Origin of the sequence: Acinetobacter haemolyticus, assembly GCF_900406815.1 — a bacterium.
Lineage (GTDB): Bacteria > Pseudomonadota > Gammaproteobacteria > Pseudomonadales > Moraxellaceae > Acinetobacter > Acinetobacter haemolyticus_A.
The window spans coordinates 38,335-62,833 of the sequence record NZ_OVCN01000005.1 but is presented as its reverse complement, the minus strand read 5'-3'; the positions used below and the strand labels follow the sequence as shown (position 1 = coordinate 62,833).

General features: G+C 39.8%; 21 protein-coding genes, 2 tRNA genes, 1 other RNA gene and 1 pseudogene. 16 read left to right on the top strand and 9 right to left on the bottom strand.

Annotated elements, in window-relative coordinates; translation table 11 throughout:
* Positions 1–11 precede the first annotated feature (11 nt).
* A complete protein-coding gene (gene smpB, locus DK207_RS04740) occupies positions 12–488 on the bottom strand; it encodes an SsrA-binding protein SmpB (protein WP_038343209.1) in 477 nt (158 codons plus the stop codon).
* 129 nt (positions 489–617) lie between these two features.
* On the opposite strand from smpB, the gene coaD reads away from it, so the two are divergent.
* The 5 genes from coaD (at position 618) to DK207_RS04715 (ending at position 2,208) form a co-directional block, all read left to right on the top strand.
* Positions 618–1,109, top strand: a complete 492-nt coding sequence (gene coaD / locus DK207_RS04735; protein ID WP_109440189.1) for a pantetheine-phosphate adenylyltransferase — start codon at positions 618–620, stop codon at positions 1,107–1,109.
* A gap of 1 nt (position 1,110) precedes the next feature.
* The gene (locus tag DK207_RS04730; protein ID WP_109440188.1) at positions 1,111–1,374 is read left to right on the top strand and encodes a YfhL family 4Fe-4S dicluster ferredoxin; all 264 of its coding nucleotides are present in this window, start codon (positions 1,111–1,113) and stop codon (positions 1,372–1,374) included.
* 26 nt (positions 1,375–1,400) lie between these two features.
* An RNA gene (rnpB, locus tag DK207_RS04725) (RNase P RNA component class A) lies at positions 1,401–1,756 on the top strand.
* Positions 1,757–1,817: 61 nt separating this feature from the next.
* Positions 1,818–1,894 (top strand) — tRNA-Met (locus DK207_RS04720).
* 237 nt (positions 1,895–2,131) lie between these two features.
* Positions 2,132–2,208: transfer RNA gene (locus tag DK207_RS04715), tRNA-Met, on the top strand.
* Positions 2,209–2,308: 100 nt separating this feature from the next.
* Here DK207_RS04715 and DK207_RS04710 read toward each other — a convergent pair.
* Both DK207_RS04710 and DK207_RS04705 read right to left on the bottom strand, forming a co-directional pair.
* Positions 2,309–3,340: a hypothetical protein gene (locus tag DK207_RS04710; protein ID WP_109440187.1), complete on the bottom strand. Its 1,032-nt coding sequence runs from the start codon at positions 3,338–3,340 to the stop codon at positions 2,309–2,311.
* Positions 3,333–4,958, bottom strand: a complete 1,626-nt coding sequence (locus DK207_RS04705) for an NAD+ synthase (RefSeq protein ID WP_109440186.1) — start codon at positions 4,956–4,958, stop codon at positions 3,333–3,335. The genes DK207_RS04710 and DK207_RS04705 overlap by 8 nt, the downstream gene beginning before the upstream one ends.
* 863 nt (positions 4,959–5,821) lie before the next feature.
* Here DK207_RS04705 and DK207_RS15810 point away from each other — a divergent pair.
* Positions 5,822–5,983, top strand: coding sequence for a hypothetical protein (locus tag DK207_RS15810; protein ID WP_171293622.1), 162 nt, complete (start codon positions 5,822–5,824; stop codon positions 5,981–5,983).
* 55 nt (positions 5,984–6,038) lie between these two features.
* On the opposite strand, the gene DK207_RS04695 is transcribed toward DK207_RS15810, so the two are convergent.
* From DK207_RS04695 to DK207_RS04685, 3 genes are read right to left on the bottom strand one after another with little or no spacing between them, the layout of a single operon-like run.
* Positions 6,039–6,563: a hypothetical protein gene (locus tag DK207_RS04695; RefSeq protein ID WP_109440185.1), complete on the bottom strand. Its 525-nt coding sequence runs from the start codon at positions 6,561–6,563 to the stop codon at positions 6,039–6,041.
* 56 nt (positions 6,564–6,619) lie between these two features.
* The gene (locus DK207_RS04690) at positions 6,620–7,072 is read right to left on the bottom strand and encodes a CopD family protein (protein WP_109440184.1); all 453 of its coding nucleotides are present in this window, start codon (positions 7,070–7,072) and stop codon (positions 6,620–6,622) included.
* A gap of 18 nt (positions 7,073–7,090) precedes the next feature.
* The gene (locus DK207_RS04685; RefSeq protein ID WP_109440183.1) at positions 7,091–8,320 is read right to left on the bottom strand and encodes a beta-ketoacyl synthase N-terminal-like domain-containing protein; all 1,230 of its coding nucleotides are present in this window, start codon (positions 8,318–8,320) and stop codon (positions 7,091–7,093) included.
* 290 nt (positions 8,321–8,610) lie between these two features.
* Here DK207_RS04685 and DK207_RS04680 point away from each other — a divergent pair.
* The 8 genes and pseudogenes from DK207_RS04680 to rimI form a co-directional block, all read left to right on the top strand.
* Positions 8,611–9,957 (top strand): annotated as a pseudogene (locus DK207_RS04680) (EcsC family protein); the annotation flags it as partial.
* 436 nt (positions 9,958–10,393) lie between these two features.
* Entirely contained in the window at positions 10,394–10,768 is a 375-nt protein-coding gene (rpsL, locus tag DK207_RS04675) for a 30S ribosomal protein S12 (RefSeq protein ID WP_004638184.1), read from the top strand.
* 160 nt (positions 10,769–10,928) lie between these two features.
* On the top strand, positions 10,929–11,399 hold the full coding sequence (gene rpsG / locus DK207_RS04670; RefSeq protein WP_004638185.1) for a 30S ribosomal protein S7: 471 nt from the start codon (positions 10,929–10,931) through the stop codon (positions 11,397–11,399).
* A 177-nt stretch (positions 11,400–11,576) separates the two neighbouring features.
* On the top strand, positions 11,577–13,715 hold the full coding sequence (gene fusA, locus DK207_RS04665; RefSeq protein ID WP_004638187.1) for an elongation factor G: 2,139 nt from the start codon (positions 11,577–11,579) through the stop codon (positions 13,713–13,715).
* Between the two features lie 92 nt (positions 13,716–13,807).
* Complete coding sequence (gene tuf, locus DK207_RS04660; RefSeq protein WP_109440181.1) at positions 13,808–14,998, top strand: elongation factor Tu; 1,191 nt, start codon at positions 13,808–13,810, stop codon at positions 14,996–14,998.
* Positions 14,999–15,199: 201 nt separating this feature from the next.
* Positions 15,200–16,081 (top strand): metal-dependent hydrolase, encoded by an 882-nt coding sequence (locus tag DK207_RS04655; protein ID WP_109440180.1) that lies wholly within the window; start codon positions 15,200–15,202, stop codon positions 16,079–16,081.
* A 210-nt stretch (positions 16,082–16,291) separates the two neighbouring features.
* Positions 16,292–17,176, top strand: coding sequence for a metal-dependent hydrolase (locus tag DK207_RS04650; RefSeq protein WP_109440179.1), 885 nt, complete (start codon positions 16,292–16,294; stop codon positions 17,174–17,176).
* A gap of 93 nt (positions 17,177–17,269) precedes the next feature.
* Entirely contained in the window at positions 17,270–17,731 is a 462-nt protein-coding gene (gene rimI / locus DK207_RS04645; RefSeq protein ID WP_213066231.1) for a ribosomal protein S18-alanine N-acetyltransferase, read from the top strand.
* Here rimI and DK207_RS04640 read toward each other — a convergent pair.
* The 3 genes from DK207_RS04640 to trxB all read right to left on the bottom strand — a co-directional run bounded on the left by DK207_RS04640 (position 17,717) and on the right by trxB (position 20,336).
* A complete protein-coding gene (locus DK207_RS04640; RefSeq protein WP_109440177.1) occupies positions 17,717–18,532 on the bottom strand; it encodes an arginyltransferase in 816 nt (271 codons plus the stop codon). The two genes, rimI and DK207_RS04640, sit on opposite strands and share 15 nt — an antisense overlap.
* A 28-nt stretch (positions 18,533–18,560) precedes the next feature.
* Positions 18,561–19,292 carry a leucyl/phenylalanyl-tRNA--protein transferase gene (gene aat / locus DK207_RS04635; protein WP_109440176.1) on the bottom strand — a complete coding sequence of 244 codons (732 nt, stop codon included), beginning with the start codon at positions 19,290–19,292 and terminating at the stop codon, positions 18,561–18,563.
* A gap of 93 nt (positions 19,293–19,385) precedes the next feature.
* Positions 19,386–20,336, bottom strand: a complete 951-nt coding sequence (gene trxB, locus DK207_RS04630; protein WP_109440175.1) for a thioredoxin-disulfide reductase — start codon at positions 20,334–20,336, stop codon at positions 19,386–19,388.
* A gap of 303 nt (positions 20,337–20,639) precedes the next feature.
* Here trxB and DK207_RS04625 point away from each other — a divergent pair, with 303 nt between their 5' ends.
* Together DK207_RS04625 and rhtC are read left to right on the top strand one after the other, a co-directional pair.
* Positions 20,640–23,741 (top strand): DNA translocase FtsK, encoded by a 3,102-nt coding sequence (locus tag DK207_RS04625; RefSeq protein ID WP_109440174.1) that lies wholly within the window; start codon positions 20,640–20,642, stop codon positions 23,739–23,741.
* Positions 23,742–23,879: 138 nt separating this feature from the next.
* On the top strand, positions 23,880–24,497 hold the full coding sequence (gene rhtC / locus DK207_RS04620; RefSeq protein WP_109440173.1) for a threonine export protein RhtC: 618 nt from the start codon (positions 23,880–23,882) through the stop codon (positions 24,495–24,497).
* Positions 24,498–24,499 lie beyond the last annotated feature (2 nt).

Sequence of the window (24,499 nt, the reverse complement as noted above, 5' to 3'; positions counted from 1 at the left end):
GAGGTTTTTTATTATTTATGCAACATTCTTGCTTTATCACGCTGCCAGTCACGGTCTTTTTCTGTGGCACGTTTATCATGCAATTGCTTACCTTTTACTAAAGCAATCTCAAGCTTCACTAAATGTCCTTTCCAATAACAGGCTAAAGGTACACAGGAATAACCTTTTTGATTTACTGCACCTAAAAGCTTTTCTAACTCGCGACGAGACAAGAGTAATTTACGTGTACGTGTCGCTTCAGGTACTACATGCGTTGAAGCAGATAACAAAGGCTGAATTTGTGAGCCAAATAAAAAAGCCTCGCCATTTTTAAAAATGACATAACTTTCAGTCAAGCTCATACGACCAGCTCGAAGTGATTTCACTTCCCAGCCTTGGAGGGACATGCCTGCTTCAAATTTTTCTTCGATAAAGTAATCGTGGCGCGCTCTTTTGTTCTGAGCAATCGTGCCACCATTATGTTTTTTTACTACTGTTGCTTGCGCCATAATTCAAACTTCCACAATTGCATATATTGTGCCGTAAAACGTAATCTTTTTCCATCATTTAGGAATTTAGCGTTTATGCAAAACTTTTGTTAAAATATGCGCCTTATCTCATTAACTAGAGTACAACGCATGTCTAAAACACGTGTGATTTATCCAGGGACGTTTGATCCAATTACCAATGGGCATGTTGATTTGGTTGCTAGAGCATCAAAAATGTTTGATGAAGTTGTAGTTGCAATCGCGATTGGACATCATAAAAATCCTGTGTTTAGTTTAGAAGAACGCGTTGAGCTCGCAAAAATATCATTAAGCCATTTAGATAATGTTGAGTTTGTTGGTTTTGATGGCTTATTGGTGAATTTCTTTCGTGAGCAGCGTGCGACAGCCGTCCTTCGGGGTTTAAGAGCCATTTCAGACTTTGAGTATGAATTCCAGTTGGCAAATATGAATCGCCAGCTCGATCCTCAATTCGAGTCAGTTTTCTTGACGCCATCTGAACAATACTCATTTATTTCATCAACATTGGTAAGAGAAATTGCACGTTTGAAAGGCGATGTGACTAAATTTGTACCTGCCGTGGTCGTTGAGGCCTTTGAACGAAAACATCAACAGGGTTGGTAGCGTGTCATTATATATTACAGATGAATGCATCAATTGTGATGTTTGTGAGCCTGTATGTCCAAATGAAGCCATTTATATGGGTGAGTTGATTTATGAGATTAATCCATCACTTTGTACAGAGTGTATAGGACATTTTGATCAACCTCAGTGCCAATTATTTTGTCCAGTGGATTGTATTCCTCTTGATCCGAAACATGTGGAATCACATGATGAACTCATGGACAAATACAAAAAATTAACAGCGCAAAAAAAATCGAGCAATTAACCTCGAACTTTGATAAGATGCGCCACGAAGTGGGCCGGACGGTCGCTGCTGTGGAGGTCTCCGTGACTGAAGCAGGGGAGGAAAGTCCGGGCTTCAAAGGGCAAGGTGCCAGGTAACGCCTGGGCGGCGAAAGCCGACGGCAAGTGCAGCAGAGAGTAGACCGCCTCATTCGTGAGGTAAGGGTGAAAGGGTGCGGTAAGAGCGCACCGCGTGTCTGGTAACAGTTCACGGCAAGGTAAACCCCACCTGAAGCAAGACCAAATAGGAATCCTGAGGCACGGCCCGTGCTGGATTCGGGTAGGTCGCTTGAGCGTATGAGTGATTGTACGCCTAGAGGAATGATCGTCCTCGACAGAACCCGGCTTATAGGCCCACTTCTAAGATTTTTTAAAATTATGCTTGACGAGTGTAGTGAAAGTTAAGATAATGCGCGCACAGTTTTAGGCTATGTAGCTCAGTTGGTTAGAGCACCGCACTCATAATGCGGGGGTCACAAGTTCAAGTCTCGTCATAGCCACCATTTTATAGACCACGCTCCTGCGTGGTCTCTTTTTGTCTGCTATTTTTTAGTGGTAATCATCTGCTTTTAATTATCTTTCTGAAATAGAATCGCGAACAGCTCGCGTGAAGTGTTCTATTTGCTGAAAAATAATCAATTGATAGATGGGTGCATAAAAAGTGCGCATATGTTTTGTTTTTTCAATGTCATAGGCTTGACCTGCTTAGCATAACACTAGATAATGCGCACACAGTTTACGGCTATGTAGCTCAGTTGGTTAGAGCACCGCACTCATAATGCGGGGGTCACAGGTTCAAGTCCCGTCATAGCCACCATTTTATAAACCACGCTCCTGCGTGGTTTTTTTTATTACTTATTTATTGGTAGGTCGAGAAGTTTGCTAGTCATCATATGAGCTACTTTGACTAGCAAATATTAAAGGTGTTTCTCGATCGTGGTCAAAGTTCGAGTGCTTTGATAGAAAGGCTGTAAGATTAAAGTGATAAGTGGCTCAAGAACGTCGTGTTCATCTAAAGCAACAACGACTTTTGGATAGAAGCGCACGGCTTCATTTAATAAATCTGTTTCTTCTAATCCGATTGCTGCAAAAACCTCTTCTAAGCTTTCATCTTTATAAAAGTCATAGAAAACTTTAACACCATATAAAATTAAATCTTGTAAGAAAGAAGATTGGCGCAATTCTTTCCAGTACTCATAGAGCATGACAAAGAATTCTTCAACATCAAGTGGCGTCACTTGTTTGGTATATTCCGATAAAGGTTTTGCTTTATTGTCATCCCAAATGTTACGCGCAAGGCTTTCCAAATCCTCATTAGATAGGAGACTCAAATCAGCCAATTGCTCCTGAATCAGACGAGCAATACTTTCTTCAATTTTGTGTTCAATACGCTGCTGCTGGCGATATGAAAAGGTTTTGAGTTTATGTTGCCATTCATATTTACTTTCAGCAATTCGCTCTTCATCTATTTGCGGAAATAATCTAGGTAATTTGTTCTGCAAAGTTGTCGTAGCAATGTATTGGCATAACTGCTGAATAGAAGGGCTTTCTTTTAAGAAGTGATTGAGATAATGACGAATGTTTTCAAGCTCTAAAATCTTGGATAACCAGACTTCAAATTGATGATCTGAGAAAACATCTTGTAATTGAGCTGAAGATTGCAAAGAAAAGACATGGAGCTTCTGTGCGATCTCACCAATAAATTCTAACAGCCCCGCACCCAGTTGCATTTCAAAAGCATAGCGTTTGACTACAGCTTGAATTTGCTCAAGTTCAATGACTTCTTTGAGTTTGATGTTCGGTGCATGCTGCAAAATAAGTTGAATAAATTGCTTGAAGAAATCAGCAGAAAGTTGTGTTGTGAGTTGATTTTTATAAAATGCCACTTGCTCAAGCAAAAGTGCTTGAGCAAGTAATTGTGACTTTTCAGAAACAACTTTTTCAGTCATTCGCAGTCCATCCATTGACGATAGGGTAACGTCGTTCACGACCAAATGCACGTGAGCTAATACGTGGACCAATCGCACCTTGTCGACGTTTATATTCATTACGATCAACCAAGCGAATCACTTTTTCAACGACTTCAGCTTCATAGCCTTTTGCGATAATGTCAGCTTGGCTTAAATCTTCTTCTATATAAGCATATAAGATTGCATCAAGTACATCGTAAGCAGGCAAAGAATCTTGGTCTTTTTGGTCAGGACGTAATTCTGCTGATGGGGGGCGAGTAATCACACGCTCAGGAATAACAGGAGTTTCGCTTAGACTATTACGATATTTTGCTAACTCGAATACGATGGTTTTATATACATCTTTAAGTACAGAGAAGCCGCCGACCATATCACCGTATAACGTACAATAGCCGACTGAGATTTCAGATTTATTACCTGTCGATAGCACAAGATTACCAAATTTATTGGATAAACCCATGAGTAAGGTACCACGTGTACGCGCTTGCAAATTTTCTTCTGTTGCATCGGCAGGTGAATTGCCAAAAAATGGAAACAGCGTTTGCATGAAGCTATTTACGATTGGATGAATTTCGGCAATTCCGAAAGTTACTCCCATACGACGTGCTTGTTCAGTTGCATCTTCTACACTCATTTGAGAGGTATAAGTATAAGGCATCATCACAGCTTGTACTTTATCAGCACCAATCGCATCTACAGCAATGGCAAGCGTTAAGGCTGAATCAATACCGCCGGATAGACCTAAGATAACGCCTGGGAAGCCAGAGCGTTGTACATAATCGCGGGTCGACATGACCAAAGCTTGATAAATTTCAGCAAAAGTATCCAATGTTGGAATGGTTTCAGCTTTTTTAAACTGCTTTTCGGTGACGTCATATTCTGTAAAGTAAACAGCTTCTTTAAAGCTTGGCGCTTGAAAAGCGAGTTCACCATTGTGATTGTTAACAAAGCTAGAGCCATCGAAAATGAGGTCATCTTGGCCGCCAACCTGATTGACATACACAATATTAAGTTTTAACTGTTTTGCGAGTTCACTTAAAGTTTGAATACGATGTTGTGGCTTACCAACTTCATAAGGTGAAGCATTCAAGATCAATACTGTTTCAACTTTCAGTTCGCTCAGTTGTTTTACTGTATTAAGTGACCACACATCTTCGCAAATCAATACAGCAAATTTATGACCAAGATACTCAAACACTAAATGTTGATGACCTTCTTGGAAATAGCGCTTTTCATCAAACACACCATAATTTGGCAAATTGTGTTTGTTGTAGATACCTAAAACCTGACCATCTTTCATTACCGCAGCTGAATTGTAACGCTGTCCGTCTTCTGTTTGATGAACAAAACCAAAGACCATGACGATATCTTTTACTTCACTTAATTGAGCAAATGCTTTTTGCGTACGTTTTTGTAAATTCGGACGCAGCATAAGATCTTCAGCTGGATAGCCTAGTGTTGATAGTTCTGGAAAGACGATCAAATCAGCTTGTTGTTGTTTCGCTAAATTAGCCTGTTCAACCATCTTTTGAGTATTTGCGTCAATATTGCCAATATGCGGAGAGAATTGAGCAAGGGCAATTTTAAAATTTTTCATTCAAACCTAATCCTAAGTCTTAACTAATGATGATATGCAAGTTTTTGATTTATATAGGTATAGTTTTTAAAAACAAATGCATATCATGGTGTTAAACGTTCTGTATCTTAAAGTAAAATAACAAGATCACTAATATATACTAAATGCACATTTTTCTGCGTAAAAATAACAAGTTTTTCTGTATAAAACACCTAGATTTGTTGGTGGATTTTAGCGTTTCTAAGTGTTTATGTTGTGATGAAGCCTGATTGTGAATAAATTCTGTGCTTCAACGCTTTTTCATTTTATTTTTTCAAAGTTAAATGACATTCCAGTGACCAGTATTGTATTGAAATTGGTCATACATAATAAGAGTTGTTTAAAAAAAACACAAAATACTTGATCCTAATATAACTATTTAAAATTATTAATTTAATTCATTCAATACTTTATTGGTTTGCGATTATTTTTCATACCGTTCGTCGGGAATCTATTTGCGACACTTGAGTGCACATTTGTGCACTGCTATTATCCTAATTAATGTGAACGAGTGTACACTGTTAAGCGTACTTATCGAATAACACTCAACATGAAGAGAGGTAACAAATATGTCAGTTTTATTTTTTCTTGTGATTGCATCTATATTGGCAATTGTTGTGGGTCGTGTAGGTACAGTTTTATTTCAAAAAGCAGAGTTTGATCATATCTAAGATTTTGATCATATCTAGGAGTTAAACATGTCAATTATATTATTCCCAGTTGTAGCATCTGCTTTAGCAATCGTAGTTGGTCGCGTAGGCACAATTATATTGCAACAGCAAGACGAATCGAATTAATACGATTTTAACCGTCACCTATAAATTAAATTAGAGAGGTAACAAATCATGGTTCCAGTAATTTTATTTCCTGTCGTTGCGTTTGGATTGGCAATTGGTATAGGACGTGTTGGTACAATTGTTAAAGATGCAATGCGTGTAGATTTTACGACTGAAATGGATGATAGTCATGAGCTCAAATCTGAAACTGGCAAAGGTTCAGTTGCGTAAAGTAAATTGTGATTTACTGAATTGAAAGCCCTGTAAATAAAATGACAGGGCTTTTTTATTTTTTTAGAATTATGTTCGGAATTTTGTTGAAGAAAATATCTCTGGCAATATCACCTTGTTGTTCAATGTTGTAATCATTAAAAGCTTTGGTTGATATAAATTCGTAGCGATAAGGATTGTATTTTTTAAAGCTTAAATAATAACCCAATTGTAAAACTGCACCTTTTAAAATGACATTGGTATGGTGTTGATGCTGCAGGATGTGGGCAAGTTCGTGGATAAAAATACCTTGTAAAGCTCTTGAGCATTTTGAATAATCTGGATAAAAATGTTGTTGGTGAACAAATAGATTGCCATTGGGAGCAATGAAAATATTGGCGGGTTGCCATGGTAAATAAGGAATATTAAAAATTTTTACCGCTGAATAATCAATGAGATCCCCAAATACTGATTGCGCTATTTCTACTTCACTTGGCGTCAAGTGTCGGCACTCAAACTGATCCATTTTGAGAAGGATAATTAAGCTAGAAATGAATCTTGCTTGTAGTTTTTGTTTTATTCGTCGCAATAACTTTATCATTTTAAAAAGATGACAATATTTAGTATTTCTCTCATTCTAGAACAGAAAAGCCCCAGTTAGAACTGAGGCTTTACAACAACAAGAATGATGATCGCAAAAAGGAGAAGCGTCGGCATTTCATTGAAGAAACGCCAAAACTTATGCGATTTATAATGTGCATTTCCCATCAGTTTTTTACGGTAATAGCCACAAATAAGATGGTAGATCACCAATACACCAACTAGACCGACTTTAAGATAGAACCATAATGCATCATGGTAATGTCTTGTTGCATCTCCCCATTCCACTAGAAAGTGGGCAGTGACTAAAGTGGCAATCATAGAGGGCCACATAATGCCACGATAAAGTTTGCGTTCCATTACTTCAAAGCGTTGATGACTGACAGCATCTTCACTCATGGCATGGTAGACATAAAGCCGTGGTAGGTAGAACAATGCAGCGAACCAACAAACCACAGCAATAATATGTAATGCTTTTACCCACAAGAAAGCATCAGAAGGTGCATCCATCGATAATCCTACGCGGGATTATGCATCCCACTTCTTGAAAATAAGGCAGGCGTTTACACCGCCAAAGCCAAAACTGTTACTCATTACAGTATTCAGTTTTGTATCACGTTTTTCAAGTACAATATCGAAACCTTGTGCGCCTTCATCTAACTCTGTCACGTTAATATTTGGAGCAATAAAGTCATTTTGCATCATCAATACAGAGTAAATCGCTTCTTGAACGCCTGCTGCACCTAAGCTATGTCCTGTCATTGACTTAGTTGAACTAAATGCAGGAACTTGGCCTTCGCCAAATGCACGTTCCATTGCTTTAAGTTCGGTAATGTCGCCTGCTGGTGTAGAAGTACCATGTGTGTTGACATAATCAACTTTTTCCACACCATGTTGTTTAGCTTCGTCAAGTGCCATGAGGATACAGCGCGTAGCACCCTCACCTGACGGTGCAACCATGTCAGCGCCATCGCTATTAGCTGCGTAAGCGACAACTTCTGCCAAGATGTTCGCACCGCGCGCTTGGGCATGTTCAAGAGACTCAAGGATCACGAAACCGCCACCACCTGCGATGACAAAACCATCACGGTCTTTTGAGTAGGGGCGTGATGCTGTTTCAGGCGTGTCATTGTATTTAGAACATAACGCACCCATTGCATCAAATAATAAGCTTTGTGACCAATGGTCTTCTTCACCGCCACCTGCAAGCATTAAATCTTGTTTGCCAAGTTGAATCAGGTTATAAGCATATCCGATAGCATCGGCAGAGGTTGCGCAAGCACTGGTAATCGAGTGAGCGATCCCTTGTAGTTTTAACGCGACACCGACGTTAGCAGTAATCGTGTTACTCATATTACGTGGGACGAAGAATGGTCCAATTTTACGTGCGCCTTTTTCTTCGAGAAGTTTTACCATTTCAGCAACGGAAGCAGTTGAGTTACCGCCACTACCACCCGCGATACCGTAACGTGGATTGTTGGCTAAATCTTCTTGTTTTAAACCTGCATTTTCTACAGCAGCAATGGCTGCATTGTAGGCATACATTGCACATACGCCCATGAAGCGTTTCAATTTACGATCGATACCATCAAAATCTTGCTCAGCAGCGGCACTGACATGGCTTTTAAAATTAAGTTCGGCATAAGTTGGGTTAAAACGTGTCCCAGAGATTCCATTTTTTAAAGAATGAGTGACCTCTTCTAAAGAGTTACCGATGCATGAGTTAATGCCCATACCAGTGATTACAACACGTTTCATTTACAGATCCCTTTTATGGTAATACTAAGCCTTGTATATCATCGCTATGCGAAATAACGAGGAGAAGATAATGATTAAAACGGCTTATGTGTGAATGACATCATGATAACAGAAAGGTTTTTTATTTCTTATGGCAAATATTATGTCTATTTTCAGTTGTGTAAATTTTGGTAAAGATCCACTATCTGTTGACAAAAGTTGATGAAAGTATACATATAAAAGTTGAGATAAAACTGTATTCCACCTAGTATTTATCTAGAGATGCACACAATATATAACAGAGGTACTTGATGACAAAATCTAAAAACAAACCAACTTCAGGTTTATTTGCACAAGCCTTTGGAGTGGCTAAAAAGCTCAGTTCGGAATTACAAAAACTTCAAGTTGCTCCCACCAGATTGGATACTGAGCACGCTCATGCAGCCAATGCAATAGAGGGAACTGCACACATAAAAAGTCCATTTGAGGTGGAAAAGTATGAAAGTCCACAACAAATGTTGCGTCAGCAATTTCCTAAACTTTCACATCAGTTTTTGGGTCGTCATTATACTCGTGTGAATAGTATCGCGTCTTTTGTATCTCCTGATCTAGGTGAAAAAGCATCTGACTATTTATTCCAGTGGCTGAATGAGTTTAGTTCGAATAGCTCCCTGACTGAAAAAATTCTTGAAGAAGCAGGTGTGAAAGACATTATCGAACTCACCAAAGATACAGGGCGTTCGCAACGTCTAAGTCAGGCCTTGATTGAACAGAATAAATTATTAGCAGCAGTACAGGGTGCAATCACAGGGGCGACAGGCGTATGGGGCGCGGCCATTGATATTCCTGCATCCATTGTTTTGACTTTGCGAACTATTTACCAAACAGGGCGTTCACATGGTTTTGATTTGTCAGAAGAGACTGATCAAGAGATTGTTGCTTTCATCTTCAAAGAAATTGATCTGAGTCTGGTGGCAGAAAAGCAAACCTTATTGGTTGCATTAAAAGCCTTGAAATCAATGCTAGAAACACATGATTTACAACAATTTCAGCAATTACTTGGATCAAATAATGATTTTGATTTGGTCAAGAAATGGCTGGTAGATGAACAAGGACAGTTTAAATTTGGCTGGTTAAACCGTATTCCTCAGGTTTCAGTCGTGGGTAAGCTAACACCTATTGCTGGAGCTGCTTTGAGTGGTTTCTATAGCTGGAGGCTGCTAGAAGATGTGGGCCATAAATCACAATCTATTTTTGGTGCAGCTCGTTTCTATTTAAATGAACACCCGAATGAAAATATTTCTCCGCTGGATGCTTACTATAAAGCTGAGACTTTATTAAAAAAGGCATCGCCACGCTTTTTAAATGCAACTGGGGAGGATGCTAAGCAAGGTTTGATTTCAGATGTCCCAAACAATGATGTCATTACCAGTGTCTCAATCCAAGCAAAAGATACAGATAATGCTAAAACCCCAGTTGATGAAAAAGTAGAGGAAGGAATTCAACAACTTGCAGAACAACATGTGGTTGAGCATGAACATACTGAACAGCAACCTGCATTGAAGGCAGAACAAGATGAGACTTTTGATGAGAATGAATCTGAAGTTGCGACTAAACAGAAATCAAATGATGTAAATCCTACCGCAACTCAGGGTTCGAATTCAGACACGCCAAAAAATGATGTAATTGCCAAGGTTTCAATTCAGACAAAAGATACAGATGTTGCCAAAACCCCAGTTGATGAAAAAGTAGAGCAAGGAATTCAACAACTTGCAGAGCAGCATGTGGAAGAACATGAACACACTGAGCAAAAACCTGCGTTAAAGTCTGAAACAATAGATGAGCTAGCGGCTGAAGCGCAGAAATCAAGCACTGAACAAAAAATGATAGATATTGAGCCAGCTTCACCTAAACATAGCTAATTTATATCTGATTTTTTGTTTACATCGAAGTAACGTTTTATATAAAGAATGGTCAACATTGCGGGTTATTGCAATGTTGACCATTCTTGCATCTTGGCTTACAATTATGTGCCCTTGAAAAGAGGTGTTTTTTCTTTTTTTCGAGGTTGTTTAATAACGGGAGAATTGCCAAATGGCAACAACAAATCAGTTGATCCGTAAGGGTCGTACAACTTTGATTGAAAAATCAAAAGTTCCTGCGTTGAAGGCTTGTCCACAACGTCGTGGTGTATGTACACGTGTATATACGACTACTCCTAAAAAACCTAACTCAGCAATGCGTAAGGTTTGCCGTGTTCGCTTAACTTCTGGTTTTGAAGTATCTAGCTACATCGGTGGTGAAGGTCATAACTTACAAGAGCACAGTGTTGTTCTTATCCGTGGTGGTCGTGTTAAAGACTTACCAGGTGTACGTTACCATACCGTTCGTGGTTCTTTGGACTGTGCTGGTGTTAAAGATCGTAACCAGTCACGTTCTAAATACGGTGCGAAACGTCCTAAGAAGTAATTCTAGGCAACTTGCCCAAGCAACCCTTTAGCGTTTCGCTTGTTTGAATTCTTCATAGATTTGTAATTCAAGCGACGTATAGTAAGGCCAGCGTAATGTGCATGACACTTGTGCAAACTGCTGGATTATCCTGAAGTGTCATATTATTAGGTGTATTAAAATGCCAAGACGTCGCGTAGTCGCTGCTCGTGAGATCCTTCCAGATCCAAAATTTAGCAGCCAAACAATCGCTAAATTCATGAACCACGTAATGCAAGATGGTAAAAAATCTGTTGCTGAAGGTATCGTTTACGGTGCTTTAGAACGTGTTCAAGAAAAAAATAAAGTAGACCCAGTTGAATTTTTCGAGACTACTCTTGAAAAAGTTCGTCCTATGGTTGAAGTAAAAGCACGCCGTGTTGGTGGTGCTACTTACCAAGTACCTATGGAAGTACGCCCATCCCGTCGTACTGCCTTAGCTATGCGTTGGTTAGTAGATGCTGCTGCTAAGCGTTCTGAAAAAACGATGGCTTTACGTCTTGCTGGTGAGTTGCTTGATGCAGCTGAAGGTAAAGGTGCAGCAATCAAAAAACGTGAAGACGTGCATCGTATGGCTGAAGCCAACAAAGCCTTCTCTCACTACCGTTTCTAAGCGGATAAAACAGTCCCTAATCAGGAGAATATTCATGCGTACCGCTGCTCGATTCAACATTGCTCTTTACCAAAGTGGGGGCTTTGCGGGTATTTAAGTTGTCTGCTTGGATATTCGTGCGCATCAATCTAATTGGTGCGTCCTGTTTTAAATATAACATTTAGGAATGTAGACATCATGGCTCGCCAAACCCCTATTACTCGTTACCGTAACATCGGTATTTCTGCGCATATTGACGCAGGTAAAACAACTACAACTGAACGTATTTTGTTCTACACAGGTGTATCTCACAAAATTGGTGAAGTACACGACGGTGCAGCAACAATGGACTGGATGGAACAAGAGCAAGAACGTGGTATTACCATTACTTCTGCTGCTACGACTTGTTTCTGGTCTGGTATGGCTAACCAATTCGACCAACACCGTATCAACGTAATTGATACACCGGGACACGTAGACTTCACGATTGAAGTTGAACGTTCTATGCGTGTACTTGATGGTGCGTGCATGGTGTACTGTGCAGTTGGTGGTGTACAGCCTCAGTCTGAAACTGTATGGCGTCAAGCAAACAAATATAAAGTGCCTCGTTTAGCATTCGTGAACAAGATGGACCGTACTGGTGCAAACTTCTTCCGTGCTGTTGAACAAGTTAAAACTCGTTTGGGCGGTAACCCTGTTCCAATCGTTGTGCCAATCGGTGCTGAAGACACATTCCAAGGTGTTGTTGACCTTATCGAGATGAAAGCGATTATCTGGGATGAAGCATCTCAAGGTATGAAGTTTGAATACGGTGAGATTCCAGCTGACCTCGTTGATACTGCTAACGAATGGCGTACTAACATGGTTGAAGCGGCTGCTGAAGCTTCAGAAGAGTTAATGGACAAGTACCTAGAAGAAGGTGATCTTTCTAAAGAAGACATCATCGCTGGTTTACGTGCTCGTACATTAGCATCTGAGATTCAAGTGATGCTTTGTGGTTCTGCGTTCAAAAACAAAGGTGTTCAACGTATGTTGGATGCTGTGATTGAATTCTTACCATCACCGACTGAAGTTAAAGCAATCGAAGGTATTCTTGACGATAAAGCTGAAACTAAAGCATCTCGTGAAGCATCTGACGAAGCACCGTTCTCTGCACTTGCGTTCAAAATTATGAACGATAAGTTCGTAGGTAACTTAACATTCGTACGTGTTTATTCTGGTGTTCTTAAACAAGGTGATCCAGTTTATAACCCAGTTAAGTCTAAGCGTGAACGTATCGGTCGTATCGTGCAAATGCACGCGAACGAACGTCAAGATCTTGATGAAATCCGTGCAGGTGATATCGCAGCGTGTGTAGGTCTTAAAGACGTAACTACTGGTGATACATTATGTGATGAGAAAAACATCATTACACTTGAGCGTATGGAATTCCCTGAGCCAGTAATTTCATTGGCTGTTGAACCAAAAACTAAAGCTGACCAAGAAAAAATGTCGATTGCTTTAGGTCGTTTGGCGAAAGAAGATCCATCGTTCCGCGTTCGTACAGATGAAGAATCTGGTCAAACAATTATTGCTGGTATGGGTGAGCTTCACCTTGACATCATTGTTGACCGTATGAAGCGTGAATTTGGTGTTGAAGCGAATATCGGTAAACCAATGGTTGCTTATCGTGAAACGATTAAGAAAACGATTGAGCAAGAAGGTAAATTCGTTCGTCAAACAGGTGGTAAAGGTAAATTCGGTCATGTATATGTTCGTTTAGAGCCACTTGATGTTGAAGCTGCTGGTAAAGAATACGAATTCGCTGAAGAAGTTGTAGGTGGTGTAGTACCTAAAGAATTCTTCGGTGCAGTTGATAAAGGTATTCAAGAGCGTATGAAAAATGGTGTCTTGGCTGGTTACCCAGTTGTAGGCGTTAAAGCTGTTCTTTATGATGGTTCTTACCACGATGTCGACTCTGATGAATTGTCGTTCAAAATGGCGGGTTCATATGCTTTCCGTGACGGTTTCATGAAAGCTGATCCTATCCTTCTTGAGCCGATCATGAAAGTTGAAGTTGAAACTCCAGAAGACTACATGGGCGATATCATGGGTGACTTAAACCGTCGTCGTGGTATGGTTCAAGGTATGGACGATCTTCCTGGTGGAACTAAAGCAATTAAAGCTGAAGTACCACTTGCTGAGATGTTTGGTTACGCGACTCAAATGCGTTCTATGTCTCAAGGTCGTGCAACGTATTCTATGGAATTCGCTAAATACGCTGAAACTCCACGTAACGTGGCTGAAGGCATCATCGCTAAGTTCCAAGCTGGCGGTAAAAAAGGTGACGACGAGTAATCTTTCGATTACTATATTACCCAACTAAAATTTAGTTAAAAACCAAGTGCTCATGGGTGACCCTCATGAGCAGTTTATAAAGGAAGATCATCATGGCTAAAGCCAAGTTTGAACGTAATAAACCACACGTAAACGTGGGTACAATTGGTCACGTTGACCATGGTAAAACAACTTTAACTGCTGCGATTGCAACAATCTGTGCAAAAACTTACGGCGGTGAAGCGAAAGATTACTCACAAATCGACTCAGCTCCTGAAGAAAAAGCACGTGGTATTACAATTAATACTTCACACGTAGAATACGATTCTCCAATCCGTCACTACGCTCACGTAGACTGCCCGGGCCACGCCGATTATGTTAAAAACATGATTACTGGTGCTGCTCAGATGGACGGCGCGATCCTTGTGTGTGCTGCGACTGATGGTCCAATGCCACAAACTCGTGAACACATCCTTCTTTCACGTCAGGTTGGTGTACCTTACATCATCGTATTCTTAAACAAGTGTGACCTTGTTGATGATGAAGAATTACTTGAATTAGTAGAAATGGAAGTTCGTGAACTTCTTTCTACTTATGACTTCCCAGGTGATGACACTCCAGTAATCCGTGGTTCTGCGCTTAAAGCGTTAGAAGGTGATGCAGGTCAATACGGTGAGTCTGCAGTTCTTGCTCTTGTTGAAGCGCTTGACTCTTACATTCCTGAGCCAGAGCGTGCAATCGATAAAGCATTCTTGATGCCAATCGAAGACGTATTCTCAATCTCTGGTCGTGGTACAGTAGTAACAGGCCGTGTTGAGTCTGGTATCGTTAAAGTAGGCGAAGAAGTTGAAATCGTTGGTATTAAAGATACAGTTAAAACAACTGTAACTGGCGTAGAAATGTTCCGTAAGCTTCTTGACGAAGGTCGTGCGGGCGAGAACTGTGGTGTTCTTTTACGTGGTACTAAGCGTGAAGACGTACAACGTGGTCAAGTACTTGCTAAACCAGGTTCAATCAAGCCACACACTAAATTCGATGCAGAAGTATACGTACTTTCTAAAGAAGAAGGTGGTCGTCATACTCCATTCCTTAACGGTTACCGTCCACAGTTCTACTTCCGTACAACTGACGTAACTGGCGCGATCAAATTACAAGATGGCGTAGAAATGGTAATGCCTGGTGACAACGTAGAAATGTCAGTAGAGTTAATCCACCCAATCGCAATGGACCCAGGTCTACGTTTTGCGATCCGTGAAGGTGGTCGTACTGTAGGTGCTGGTGTTGTTGCTAAAGTAACTGCATAATTGCCCTAGAGTAATAAAAAAACACCCCTTTGGGGTGTTTTTTTATATCAATTGTTTGACAATTTTATTGAATAGTGTCCCAAACTGATATTTTGCTGTCCTAAACTGCACTTAATTGATTCTTATAAAAACGTAATATAAAACTCAAGAAAATGAACAATAGAATTAAGTGGAGTGCTTCACTTAACAGGAGTAGGCAGCATGAATGCTAAATTAAATGTTTCAAATCGTGCCGGCGCAAGCTTTCCAGTACGTCGTATGAATTTTGATTTTGATCAAGTCCCTGAATATTGGATGAATGGTTCAGCTGGTCTTACACATTTTATGACAGCGTTATCTGCATTGTTTCCAGATGGTGAAAAATTATTTATCGATGCTGTACGTGCTGTACGTTATCACCCAACAATTAAAGATAATGCGGAATTACAGAAAGAAATTAGTGCGTTTATTGGCCAAGAAGCAATGCATACTCAGGAACATGTAAATTTTAATGCTTCAGCTCAGAAATATGGTCATGATGTTCGATCATTAGAACAGATCACTGGGCGTTATATTCAATTTGCACTTAAAAACTTTTCTAAAGTTGTTAAGCCATTTGGAATGACTAGAGAAATGGTTGACTTAACTGCAACCACAGCTTTGGAACATTTTACTGCCACAATTGCTTCTGAATTATTACGTAATCAGCATATTCAAGATTTGATGACAGATGACACCATGTCTTATATGTGGTTCTGGCATGCTGTTGAAGAAAATGAACATAAAGCAGTTGCTTATGATGTGTATGAGTCTGTTTTTGGCACAGGAATTAAAGCATACAGCTTACGTACAACAGCGCTCGTATTTGCCATGACTTTAATTTTTATTCTTCAGTCATACTTCACTTTACGTTTGCTTAAGCAAGATAAAAAGCTAAATTTTAAAGAGTTGGGAATGATTTATAAATATGGTTATAGCCCTTCAAAAGGAATTATTGCAGGTATGGCGGGTGAAATGTTGGCCTATTTTAAACCACGATTCCATCCAAATGATTTAGATACGGTACAATTATTGAAAGATTGGAAAGCTAAACTGGGCCTGTAATACTTTTTGCGAAGCTTTAAAACAAACAAAGAAAAAGGACAATTTATTGTCCTTTTTCTTTTTCTATTCTTTAAAAATATCTTTATGAAATGTCCTAAGATGATGCTTTTGTGACCTTATCTGCACTTATTTAAGTCGTCAAAAACAGCGTATAACTAAAGAATAATAATTGATTAATAAATAGATCTTCATGATATGGGAGAGCGTAATATGAATGCTAAAGTCAATATTTCAAATAGAGCTGGTGCTAGCTTTCCTGTGCGCCGCATGGATTTTGAGTTTGGTGAAGTGCCGCGTTATTGGGCAAACGGTGATGCTGCATTGACTCATTTTATGACTGCGCTTTCCGCATTATTTCCTGAGGGGGAGCAATTTTTTGTGAATAGTACTCGAGCAGTACGAAATGATCCAAAATTAGCAGATCCAAAGTTACAGAAGGAAATTAGTGCGTTTATTGGTCAAGAGGCGATGCATTCCAAAGAGCATTTGGCTTTTAATGCCTCAGCACAAGCTTATGGGTATGATGTACGAAAATTAGAAACCCAGACAGGTAAAGTTATTGATACCGCAGCTAGTGTTATTTCAACTGTAATGAAACCGTTTGGTTTTACCAAAGAAATGATTGGTTTGACAGGGACATGTGCTTTAGAGCACTTTACTTCTACAATTGCGGAAGAGCTATTAAGCAATCCTGATATTCAGGCAATGTTCCAAGATGAGACGATGTATCACCTTTGGATGTGGCATGCGGTTGAGGAAAATGAACATAAAGCTGTTGCTTTTGATGTCTATGAGGCAATGTACGGTCAAGGTATTAAAGCTTATTTTATGCGTTCCTTAGCTCTAGTTATAGCAATGGGATTGATTTTTATCACTCAATCTTACTTCACCGCAACATTGCTTAAAAAAGATGGTAAGCTCACATGGCGTGACACAAAATACATGCTGAAGTTTATGTATGGCTATAAAGGTTTTATGACGCGTCAGATTCCAACGTTACTTGCGTTCTTACGACCGAATTTTCATCCAAATGATGATGATACGACTGAACTTTTAAATAAATGGCGTGCAGAATTAGGTTTTAATCTGAGTTAACTCTATTGGGCAGTAAAAACTGCCCATTTTTTTATTCAAATTCTGTCTTAAATTACTGATAATCTCTATCAAGATTTTATAGAGTAATAGATTGTGATTCGATTGATGCAGGAGAGTGATCTGGAAAGTGTAGCCGCCATTGAAAGCTTGGTACAAACACATCCATGGAGCAAGCAACAGTTTCAAGAATCTTTAGCCTCGTATCAATGTACGGTATATGAGCGAGCCAATCAGGTGGTGGGTTTTTGTATTTTACAACCTGTATTAGATGAAGCAAATTTACTGCTTATGGCGATTCATCCAAGTCAGCAGGGTAGAGGTCTTGGATACGAGTTGCTCGATTATTCTATTCAACAATTAAAAAATGATCCGATTCAGATTTTTTTAGAAGTGCGCGAAAGTAACGCCGCGGCGATTCGTTTATATGAAAAGTCGGGATTTCATCAAATTGATTTACGTAAAAGCTATTATCCAAATGTCGATGGTTCAAGAGAGCATGCTGTGATTATGGTCAAAACATGCACTGATGATTTTGCAGCCTTATTTAATGATTAAATTATTCCACTCTGAGGGTAGTGTACTCATCAACGAATTGCCAAGTTGTTGGATTTCATTGTCTGCAAGTGGGCGGTTGAGTCTGCGCCACTGCCCATCGAGTAATAATTCAAGTGGTGTATATTGCGATTTATAATTCATCTTGGATGAGTGCGGTACCCAATAACCCAAATAGAGATAATCAAGATTTAAAGTTTTGACATATTCAATTTGCTTAAGAATCGCAAATACCCCTAAGGAACGACGTTGTTCATCTGGATCAAAGAAGGTATAAACTGCAGAAAGACCATCATCCATTAAATCACAAGTTGAAACACCAATTAATTTTTGATCTTTCCATAATTCGATAAAAAAGCTTTCGGTACAGCTATGTACTAGAAATTTCTCAAATTGATCTAGTGTTGCGGGATACATATCGCCATCAGCGTGGCGTTCATTGATATAGCGTTCATACAAATCGTAATGTTGTTGGGTCGCTTGTGACGTGGGTAAAATACTCATCTGTAAATCTTGGTTGCGCTTCCATGCCTTTTTTTGGCTGCTATTCATTTTGAATTCTTGGACTGGTACGCGACAAGATAAACATTGGCGACATAAATGACATTCGGGACGATAAATAAAATCTCCACTGCGACGAAAACCGACACGAGAGAGTTCCGACAATGTCACCACATCAATACGATGAATTGGGTCTAAAAATACCATGCGAGCTGACTTGTTATCGAGATAACTACAGTCGTGTGGTGGTGTAATGTAATACTGTAAGTCATTTAAAAGGGACTTGGGTTGATATGATTTCATGCATCTGTCCCTCCAAGGTGTTCATCCGTTAACCGTCTAATTTTTTAAAAACTGCTATTGTTTTACTTGAAAATACACGTTCTTGATAACTTTTCCAATTGATAGGGGGGGCAATAATTACATCTTGTAACGATTTTAAATAATCTTGGCGAGAAATTGTACTCGCGCCTAGGCTTAAAAGGTGGTCATTGACCAGTTGACAGTCTATCCATGGCATGTGATTTTCTTGACCAATGAGCATCAGGGTGTAAAAAGCCATTTTAGAAACATCAGTTTGAGTGCTAAACATGGATTCGCCAAAACAGCCTTTGCCAATGCTCACACCATATAAGCCACCAACCATTTTCTCTTGCTGCCAAACTTCAACACTATAAGCATAACCGGCGGTGAACAAAGCACAGTAACCTTGAATGATATCTTCACTAATCCATGTTTCGTCTGCATAACTTCGTGGTAATGAGCAGGAACGAATGACATCTTCGAAAGCTCGATTAATCGTAATCTGATAATCATGCTTTTTCATATTGCGAAGGAGTGATTTACTCGGTTTATACGCATGTGGCTCGATGATGCAACGAGGTTCTGGACTCCACCAACAAATTGGTTCATCTTCATTGAACCAAGGAAATAAGCTATGGGTATAAGCTTCAAATAAGGTTGCAGGGGAGAGATCAGCACCGATACAGATTAAGCCATGACCTTCAGGATCAGCTTCAATGGGGTTTGGAAAAATAAACTCGGAGGGAGGGAGTGTTTGCATGATCGAAGTAAGCAACTAATGACATGCTTAAACTATCTGAATGAAGTCACGTTGACAATCGATTCGATTGTCAACGTGGATTGAACGATGTGATTAGTTCAAATTGTCTAAATATTTTTCTGCATCTAATGCAGCCATACAGCCTGAACCCGCTGAAGTGATCGCTTGACGATAGATACTATCAGCCACATCACCTGCAGCAAAAACACCTTCTACAGAAGCTGCTGTAGCATTGCCTGCCGTACCACTCTGTACCTGGATATAACCATCACGTAAGTTGAGTTGGCCTGCAAACATATCTGTATTCGGTTTATGGCCGATCGCTACAAATAGACCTTGAACTTGGATGTCTTGAGTGGTTGCATCTTGAGTCGACTTAATGCGAACTGAAGTTACACCTGTATTGTCGCCAAGTACTTCGTCGACTTGATGATTCCAGATAATACTGATTTTGCCTTCTTTTTCTTTGGCAAATAAATGGTCTTGCAAGATCTTTTCAGAACGTAAAGTATCACGGCGGTGTACTAAAGTGACATGTGCTGCGATATTCGAAAGATACAATGCTTCTTCAACAGCAGTATTACCACCACCCACGACCATTACATTTTGGTTTTTATAGAAGAATCCATCACAAGTCGCACAAGCACTTACACCTTGTCCCATAAAGGCAGCTTCAGATTCAAGACCTAAATATTGTGCAGTCGCACCTGTTGCAATAATGAGCGCATCACATGTGTACTCTTCCATATCACCTTTTAAAACAAATGGACGAGTTTTAAGGTCTACTTCATTGATATGGTCATAGACAATTTCTGTACCGAAACGTTCAGCATGGGCTTGCATACGTTCCATTAATACAGGGCCTGTTAATCCTTCTGGGTCTCCTGGCCAGTTATCAACTTCAGTGGTCGTTGTAAGCTGACCACCAAGCTGTAAACCAGCAATGAGTGTTGGCTTGAGATTCGCACGCGCTGCATAGACAGCCGCACTATAACCTGCAGGACCAGAACCCAAAATAATTAACCGTGAGTGACGAGCGCTCATTAAAGAACATCCTTTTTATATTGAAACTGCTAAAATTATACGTGAAACCAATGACGAGTGGGTTAAATCCATCAGGATAATATTGATTAACTTAATCGAATTGGGCTATATCATTTCTGACGAACAGATTATTGCAAAAAATACGTGTCGGAAATCTGAATAGGTCCCGATGTTAACAACAACAGTAAACAATCGTGCATCTTTTTTGTAAGAACGAGTGCATAATATTAGACTTATTGATTAGAGCTGCTAAGGCTTTAAGTAATATACCAACAAATAACGAATTGGGTTACAGGACTGTATATGACTGCGGTGTCAAGTGTTTATGCACAACGCTTTTTAATGACATTATTTTTAATTTCTTTTGGCATTTATTTGTTTCTTGCCACAGTAACCTATACACCATTTGATCCAGGGTGGATGCATATCTCAAGTGATACCCAACAGGTTTCAAATGCGAGTGGTGTGGCAGGGGCTTGGATCGCAGATTTGCTCTTTGGTTTTTTAGGCTGGGCAAGTTTGTTGCTTCCATTATTTCTATTTATCGAAGCAATTCAAGTTTGGTGGCCGAGAAGCTTTTTAAATCGCCCATTTCGTTATGCAGCGCAGTTTTTCTTAATCCTGTCTATCTCTAGCCTTTTGTATTTACATTGGAATACACCTGCTGACACCTTGGAAAATGCTGCTGGAGGAATTATTGGTTACGAGTTGGGACAAAGTTTGTCGCAAATTTTGACCATCTATGGGGCAACTTTATTCTTATTGGTTTTTAGTGCCGTATTGTTAACTTTAGCTTTTGGAATTCAATGGGACAAAACCTGGAGTGTGTTGAAAAAAACACCTATGTATTTACAGGATTTGTTTTACCGAAATGTTCCCCAAAATGAATCTGCTTATGACCGAACTGAGCAATTGGTTGCAGCTGACAAAACTGAAAAAAATAAGCAAGTGGTGACCAATAATCCTACAGGATTAGGCGAATTAGACGCTGATCAAAGCACTGTCAATCATGCTGAAAACATGGCTAATGCTAGATCAGTAAAAATGGAAGATAGCCAACATCAACAACTTGCTGAAAAATTATTTGCAGATGTTGCTGCAAAAGAATTAGGACAAAATGTCCAACCTCGACAAGAACCCCAAAGTGAAGATTTCGAGCAAACGCTACAACGGGCACATCAGCTTGAAACAGAAAGTCAGCGTTTAATTCAAACCGGTGAAGTATGGCGTGCATTACAAAGTGATGATGCCAATCACAAGCAAGAAATTGATGCGCTTTTAAGAGCCGCTGAAGATGATATGAATCCTGCTGCTGAAATGACCTCGCCTTTACAAACAAGACCAGTCGTTCAGCAAAGTCACGATCAGGGTTTAGACTGGAATGATGATCAAATTTTTGATGAGTTACTCGCTGCTGTGCCGAATAGTAAGACAGCAACAGATGTGCATACACCATTTACACAACAACCAGATATCTCCTCAAATACAACTTCTGTTATGAATGAAGTTGAGTTTGATCATGAAATCAATGCGTTGATTACGGAATCTGAAAAGGCAACAGTCACAACGCCGCATAACTCTGCCGTGCAAAAAACAATTCAAGATGAGATGCATGTCGTAGCAGGAGAGGATTTCGATGATTTTAATGATCTCCTTGTGGATGATGAAAGTGAAAAATCAGCCTCTCAAGCAACAAGTTATGCACAATCATCCGCTTTTGTAAAAGCACCGATCGACGTAAATAAACCCAAAGAAGCATTATCTAAAGAGGCATTCATCGAAGCTTGGCAGGAAACTGCAGGTAAAACTGAGCCTGATATAGACGTCGATATAGATGATGATTTTGATCTTGATGCGCCATTAACAGATGCTTTTGGTCGTCCAATGTCGCGTGCTATGCAAGTGGCGCAAAAACGACGTGATCTTCCTACGCTACCGGGATTAGAGTTACTGGATGAGATTGACCCAAACAAAAAAGTAAACTTTACTGCCGAGCAATTGGCTCGACTGTCCGAGCTTTTAGAAATTAAATTACAAGAATTTAATGTTAAGGCTCAGGTAGTTGAGGCACAACCTGGTCCAGTCGTAACTCGTTTTGAGCTTGATCTGGCACCTGGTGTTAAAGCTTCTAAGGTTACCAATATTTCGCGTGATTTGGCTCGTTCAATGTCGATGGCATCTGTACGTGTGGTTGAGGTTATCCCAGGTAAACCTTATATTGGTATCGAGGTGCCAAATAGTACACGTGAGATGGTTCGTTTGATTGAACTTTTGGAAACGCCGATTTATCGTGATCCAAATGCTTTGATTAGTATGGCCATGGGTAAGGATATTTCAGGCAATCCTGTACTAACTGATTTAGCCAAAGCACCGCATATGTTGGTCGCGGGTACCACAGGTTCAGGTAAATCGGTTGCAGTAAACTCGATGATTCTGTCGATGTTATTGAAATATACACCAGACCAACTGCGCTTGATTCTTATCGACCCAAAACAGCTTGAATTAGCCAACTACAACGACATTCCACACTTATTAACTCCTGTGGTAACCGATATGAAAGATGCGGTTAGTGCATTAAACTGGTGTGTAAATGAAATGGAACGTCGTTATAAATTGATGTCGTTCTTGAAAATTCGTAAATTGAGTGACTATAACCGTAAGGTTGAAGAAGCGATTGCCAATGGTGAAGATTTGATTGATCCGACATGGAAGCCAAGTGACTCGGCTACCCAAGAGCGTGCTCCACGTTTAACACCATTACCATCAATTGTGATTGTTGCCGATGAATTTGCGGATATGATCATGCAGGTGGGTAAAAAGGCAGAAGAAATGATTACCCGCCTCGCACAAAAATCTCGTGCTGCTGGTATCCACTTACTTCTTGCAACTCAACGACCTTCAGTAGATGTCATTACAGGTTTAATTAAGGCGAATATTCCAACCCGTGTCGCTTTACGTGTAAACAGTAAAATTGACTCACGTACGATCTTAGATGCGGGTGGGGCAGAAGACTTACTAGGTCATGGTGATATGCTGTTCTTAGGACCTGGTAAAATCGAACCAGAACGTGTCCATGGGGCATTTATCAGTGATGATGAAGTGAACCGTATTTGCGATGCATGGCGTGAGCGTGGTGAGCCAGACTATGTCGATGAAATCTTAACACCATTTGATGAAGAACCAAGTTCTCGTGGTTTTGAAGATGGTGATGGAGATCCAAATCGAGATGCATTGTATGATCAGTGTGTTTCGTTTGTCCTCGAAACGCGTAAAGCTTCGACTTCATCGTTACAACGTAAATTTAGCTTAGGATATAACCGTGCTGCGCGTATTATCGACCAAATGGAAGAGAATGGTATTGTCAGTGCAATGGGTGCAAATGGTAAGCGAGATATTTTAGTGTGATTTAATATTAACGATAATAATCCACTAAGAAAGCCTCAATTTTGAGGCTTTCTTTTTTATATTTCTTTATTTTTATATGGTAAAAATCACATTTTTTATTTAAGCTTGGTCTTTAAAATCTCAACTTTGAGGTGAGCCGTGTTAGTTGCATTAAGTACACTAATTTTTATTCATTTTTGTGCATTAATTACCCCTGGACCCGATTTCTTTTTGGTTTCACAAACCGCAATTAGCCGTTCTCGCAAAGAGGCGGTGTTGGTGGTATTGGGCATTTGTATCGGCGCAATGTTATGGTCTCTTCTCGCACTGATGGGGCTGAATATCATCTTTGAAAAAATGGCTTGGTTGAAACAAGGTCTCTTGATCGCAGGTGGTCTATATTTATGTTGGCTTGGCTATCAGATGCTGCGTTCTGCTTTCTCTAAAAATAATCAAACAATAAATCCAATTACCTTACCGCAATCACCTTATCTATTTTTTATGAAAGGTTTGTTGACCAACCTCTCAAATCCGAAAGCCATTATTTATTTTGGTAGTGTATTTTCTTTATTCTTAACTAATCCACTCTTTGATCAACATCATTCGCTGCTTTTTATCATCGTTTCAGTTGAGACAGTATTGTGGTTTATGTTGGTTGCTTTTGTTTTTTCATTACCTGCATTTCGTACCGCTTATCAAAACTTTGCCAAATGGATTGATGGAGTGTCAGGTGGAATTTTCACTCTGTTGGGTGTCTACTTGATTGGAAGTCGATAGTT

What these genes read in the sequence shown, in the direction of transcription:
- coaD (WP_109440189.1), top strand. Translation starts at nt 618, where the DNA reads ATGTCTAAAACACGTGTGATTTATCCAGGGACGTTTGATCCAATTACC.
- smpB (WP_038343209.1), bottom strand. Translation starts at nt 488, where the DNA reads ATGGCGCAAGCAACAGTAGTAAAAAAACATAATGGTGGCACGATTGCT.
- DK207_RS04695 (WP_109440185.1), bottom strand. Translation starts at nt 6,563, where the DNA reads ATGATAAAGTTATTGCGACGAATAAAACAAAAACTACAAGCAAGATTC.
- tuf (WP_109440181.1), top strand. Translation starts at nt 13,808, where the DNA reads ATGGCTAAAGCCAAGTTTGAACGTAATAAACCACACGTAAACGTGGGT.
- DK207_RS15810 (WP_171293622.1), top strand. Translation starts at nt 5,822, where the DNA reads ATGGTTCCAGTAATTTTATTTCCTGTCGTTGCGTTTGGATTGGCAATT.
- DK207_RS04640 (WP_109440177.1), bottom strand. Translation starts at nt 18,532, where the DNA reads ATGAAATCATATCAACCCAAGTCCCTTTTAAATGACTTACAGTATTAC.
- DK207_RS04650 (WP_109440179.1), top strand. Translation starts at nt 16,292, where the DNA reads ATGAATGCTAAAGTCAATATTTCAAATAGAGCTGGTGCTAGCTTTCCT.
- DK207_RS04685 (WP_109440183.1), bottom strand. Translation starts at nt 8,320, where the DNA reads ATGAAACGTGTTGTAATCACTGGTATGGGCATTAACTCATGCATCGGT.
- DK207_RS04705 (WP_109440186.1), bottom strand. Translation starts at nt 4,958, where the DNA reads ATGAAAAATTTTAAAATTGCCCTTGCTCAATTCTCTCCGCATATTGGC.
- fusA (WP_004638187.1), top strand. Translation starts at nt 11,577, where the DNA reads ATGGCTCGCCAAACCCCTATTACTCGTTACCGTAACATCGGTATTTCT.
- DK207_RS04655 (WP_109440180.1), top strand. Translation starts at nt 15,200, where the DNA reads ATGAATGCTAAATTAAATGTTTCAAATCGTGCCGGCGCAAGCTTTCCA.
- aat (WP_109440176.1), bottom strand. Translation starts at nt 19,292, where the DNA reads ATGCAAACACTCCCTCCCTCCGAGTTTATTTTTCCAAACCCCATTGAA.
- DK207_RS04625 (WP_109440174.1), top strand. Translation starts at nt 20,640, where the DNA reads ATGACTGCGGTGTCAAGTGTTTATGCACAACGCTTTTTAATGACATTA.
- DK207_RS04710 (WP_109440187.1), bottom strand. Translation starts at nt 3,340, where the DNA reads ATGACTGAAAAAGTTGTTTCTGAAAAGTCACAATTACTTGCTCAAGCA.
- trxB (WP_109440175.1), bottom strand. Translation starts at nt 20,336, where the DNA reads ATGAGCGCTCGTCACTCACGGTTAATTATTTTGGGTTCTGGTCCTGCA.
- rpsL (WP_004638184.1), top strand. Translation starts at nt 10,394, where the DNA reads ATGGCAACAACAAATCAGTTGATCCGTAAGGGTCGTACAACTTTGATT.
- rpsG (WP_004638185.1), top strand. Translation starts at nt 10,929, where the DNA reads ATGCCAAGACGTCGCGTAGTCGCTGCTCGTGAGATCCTTCCAGATCCA.
- DK207_RS04690 (WP_109440184.1), bottom strand. Translation starts at nt 7,072, where the DNA reads ATGGATGCACCTTCTGATGCTTTCTTGTGGGTAAAAGCATTACATATT.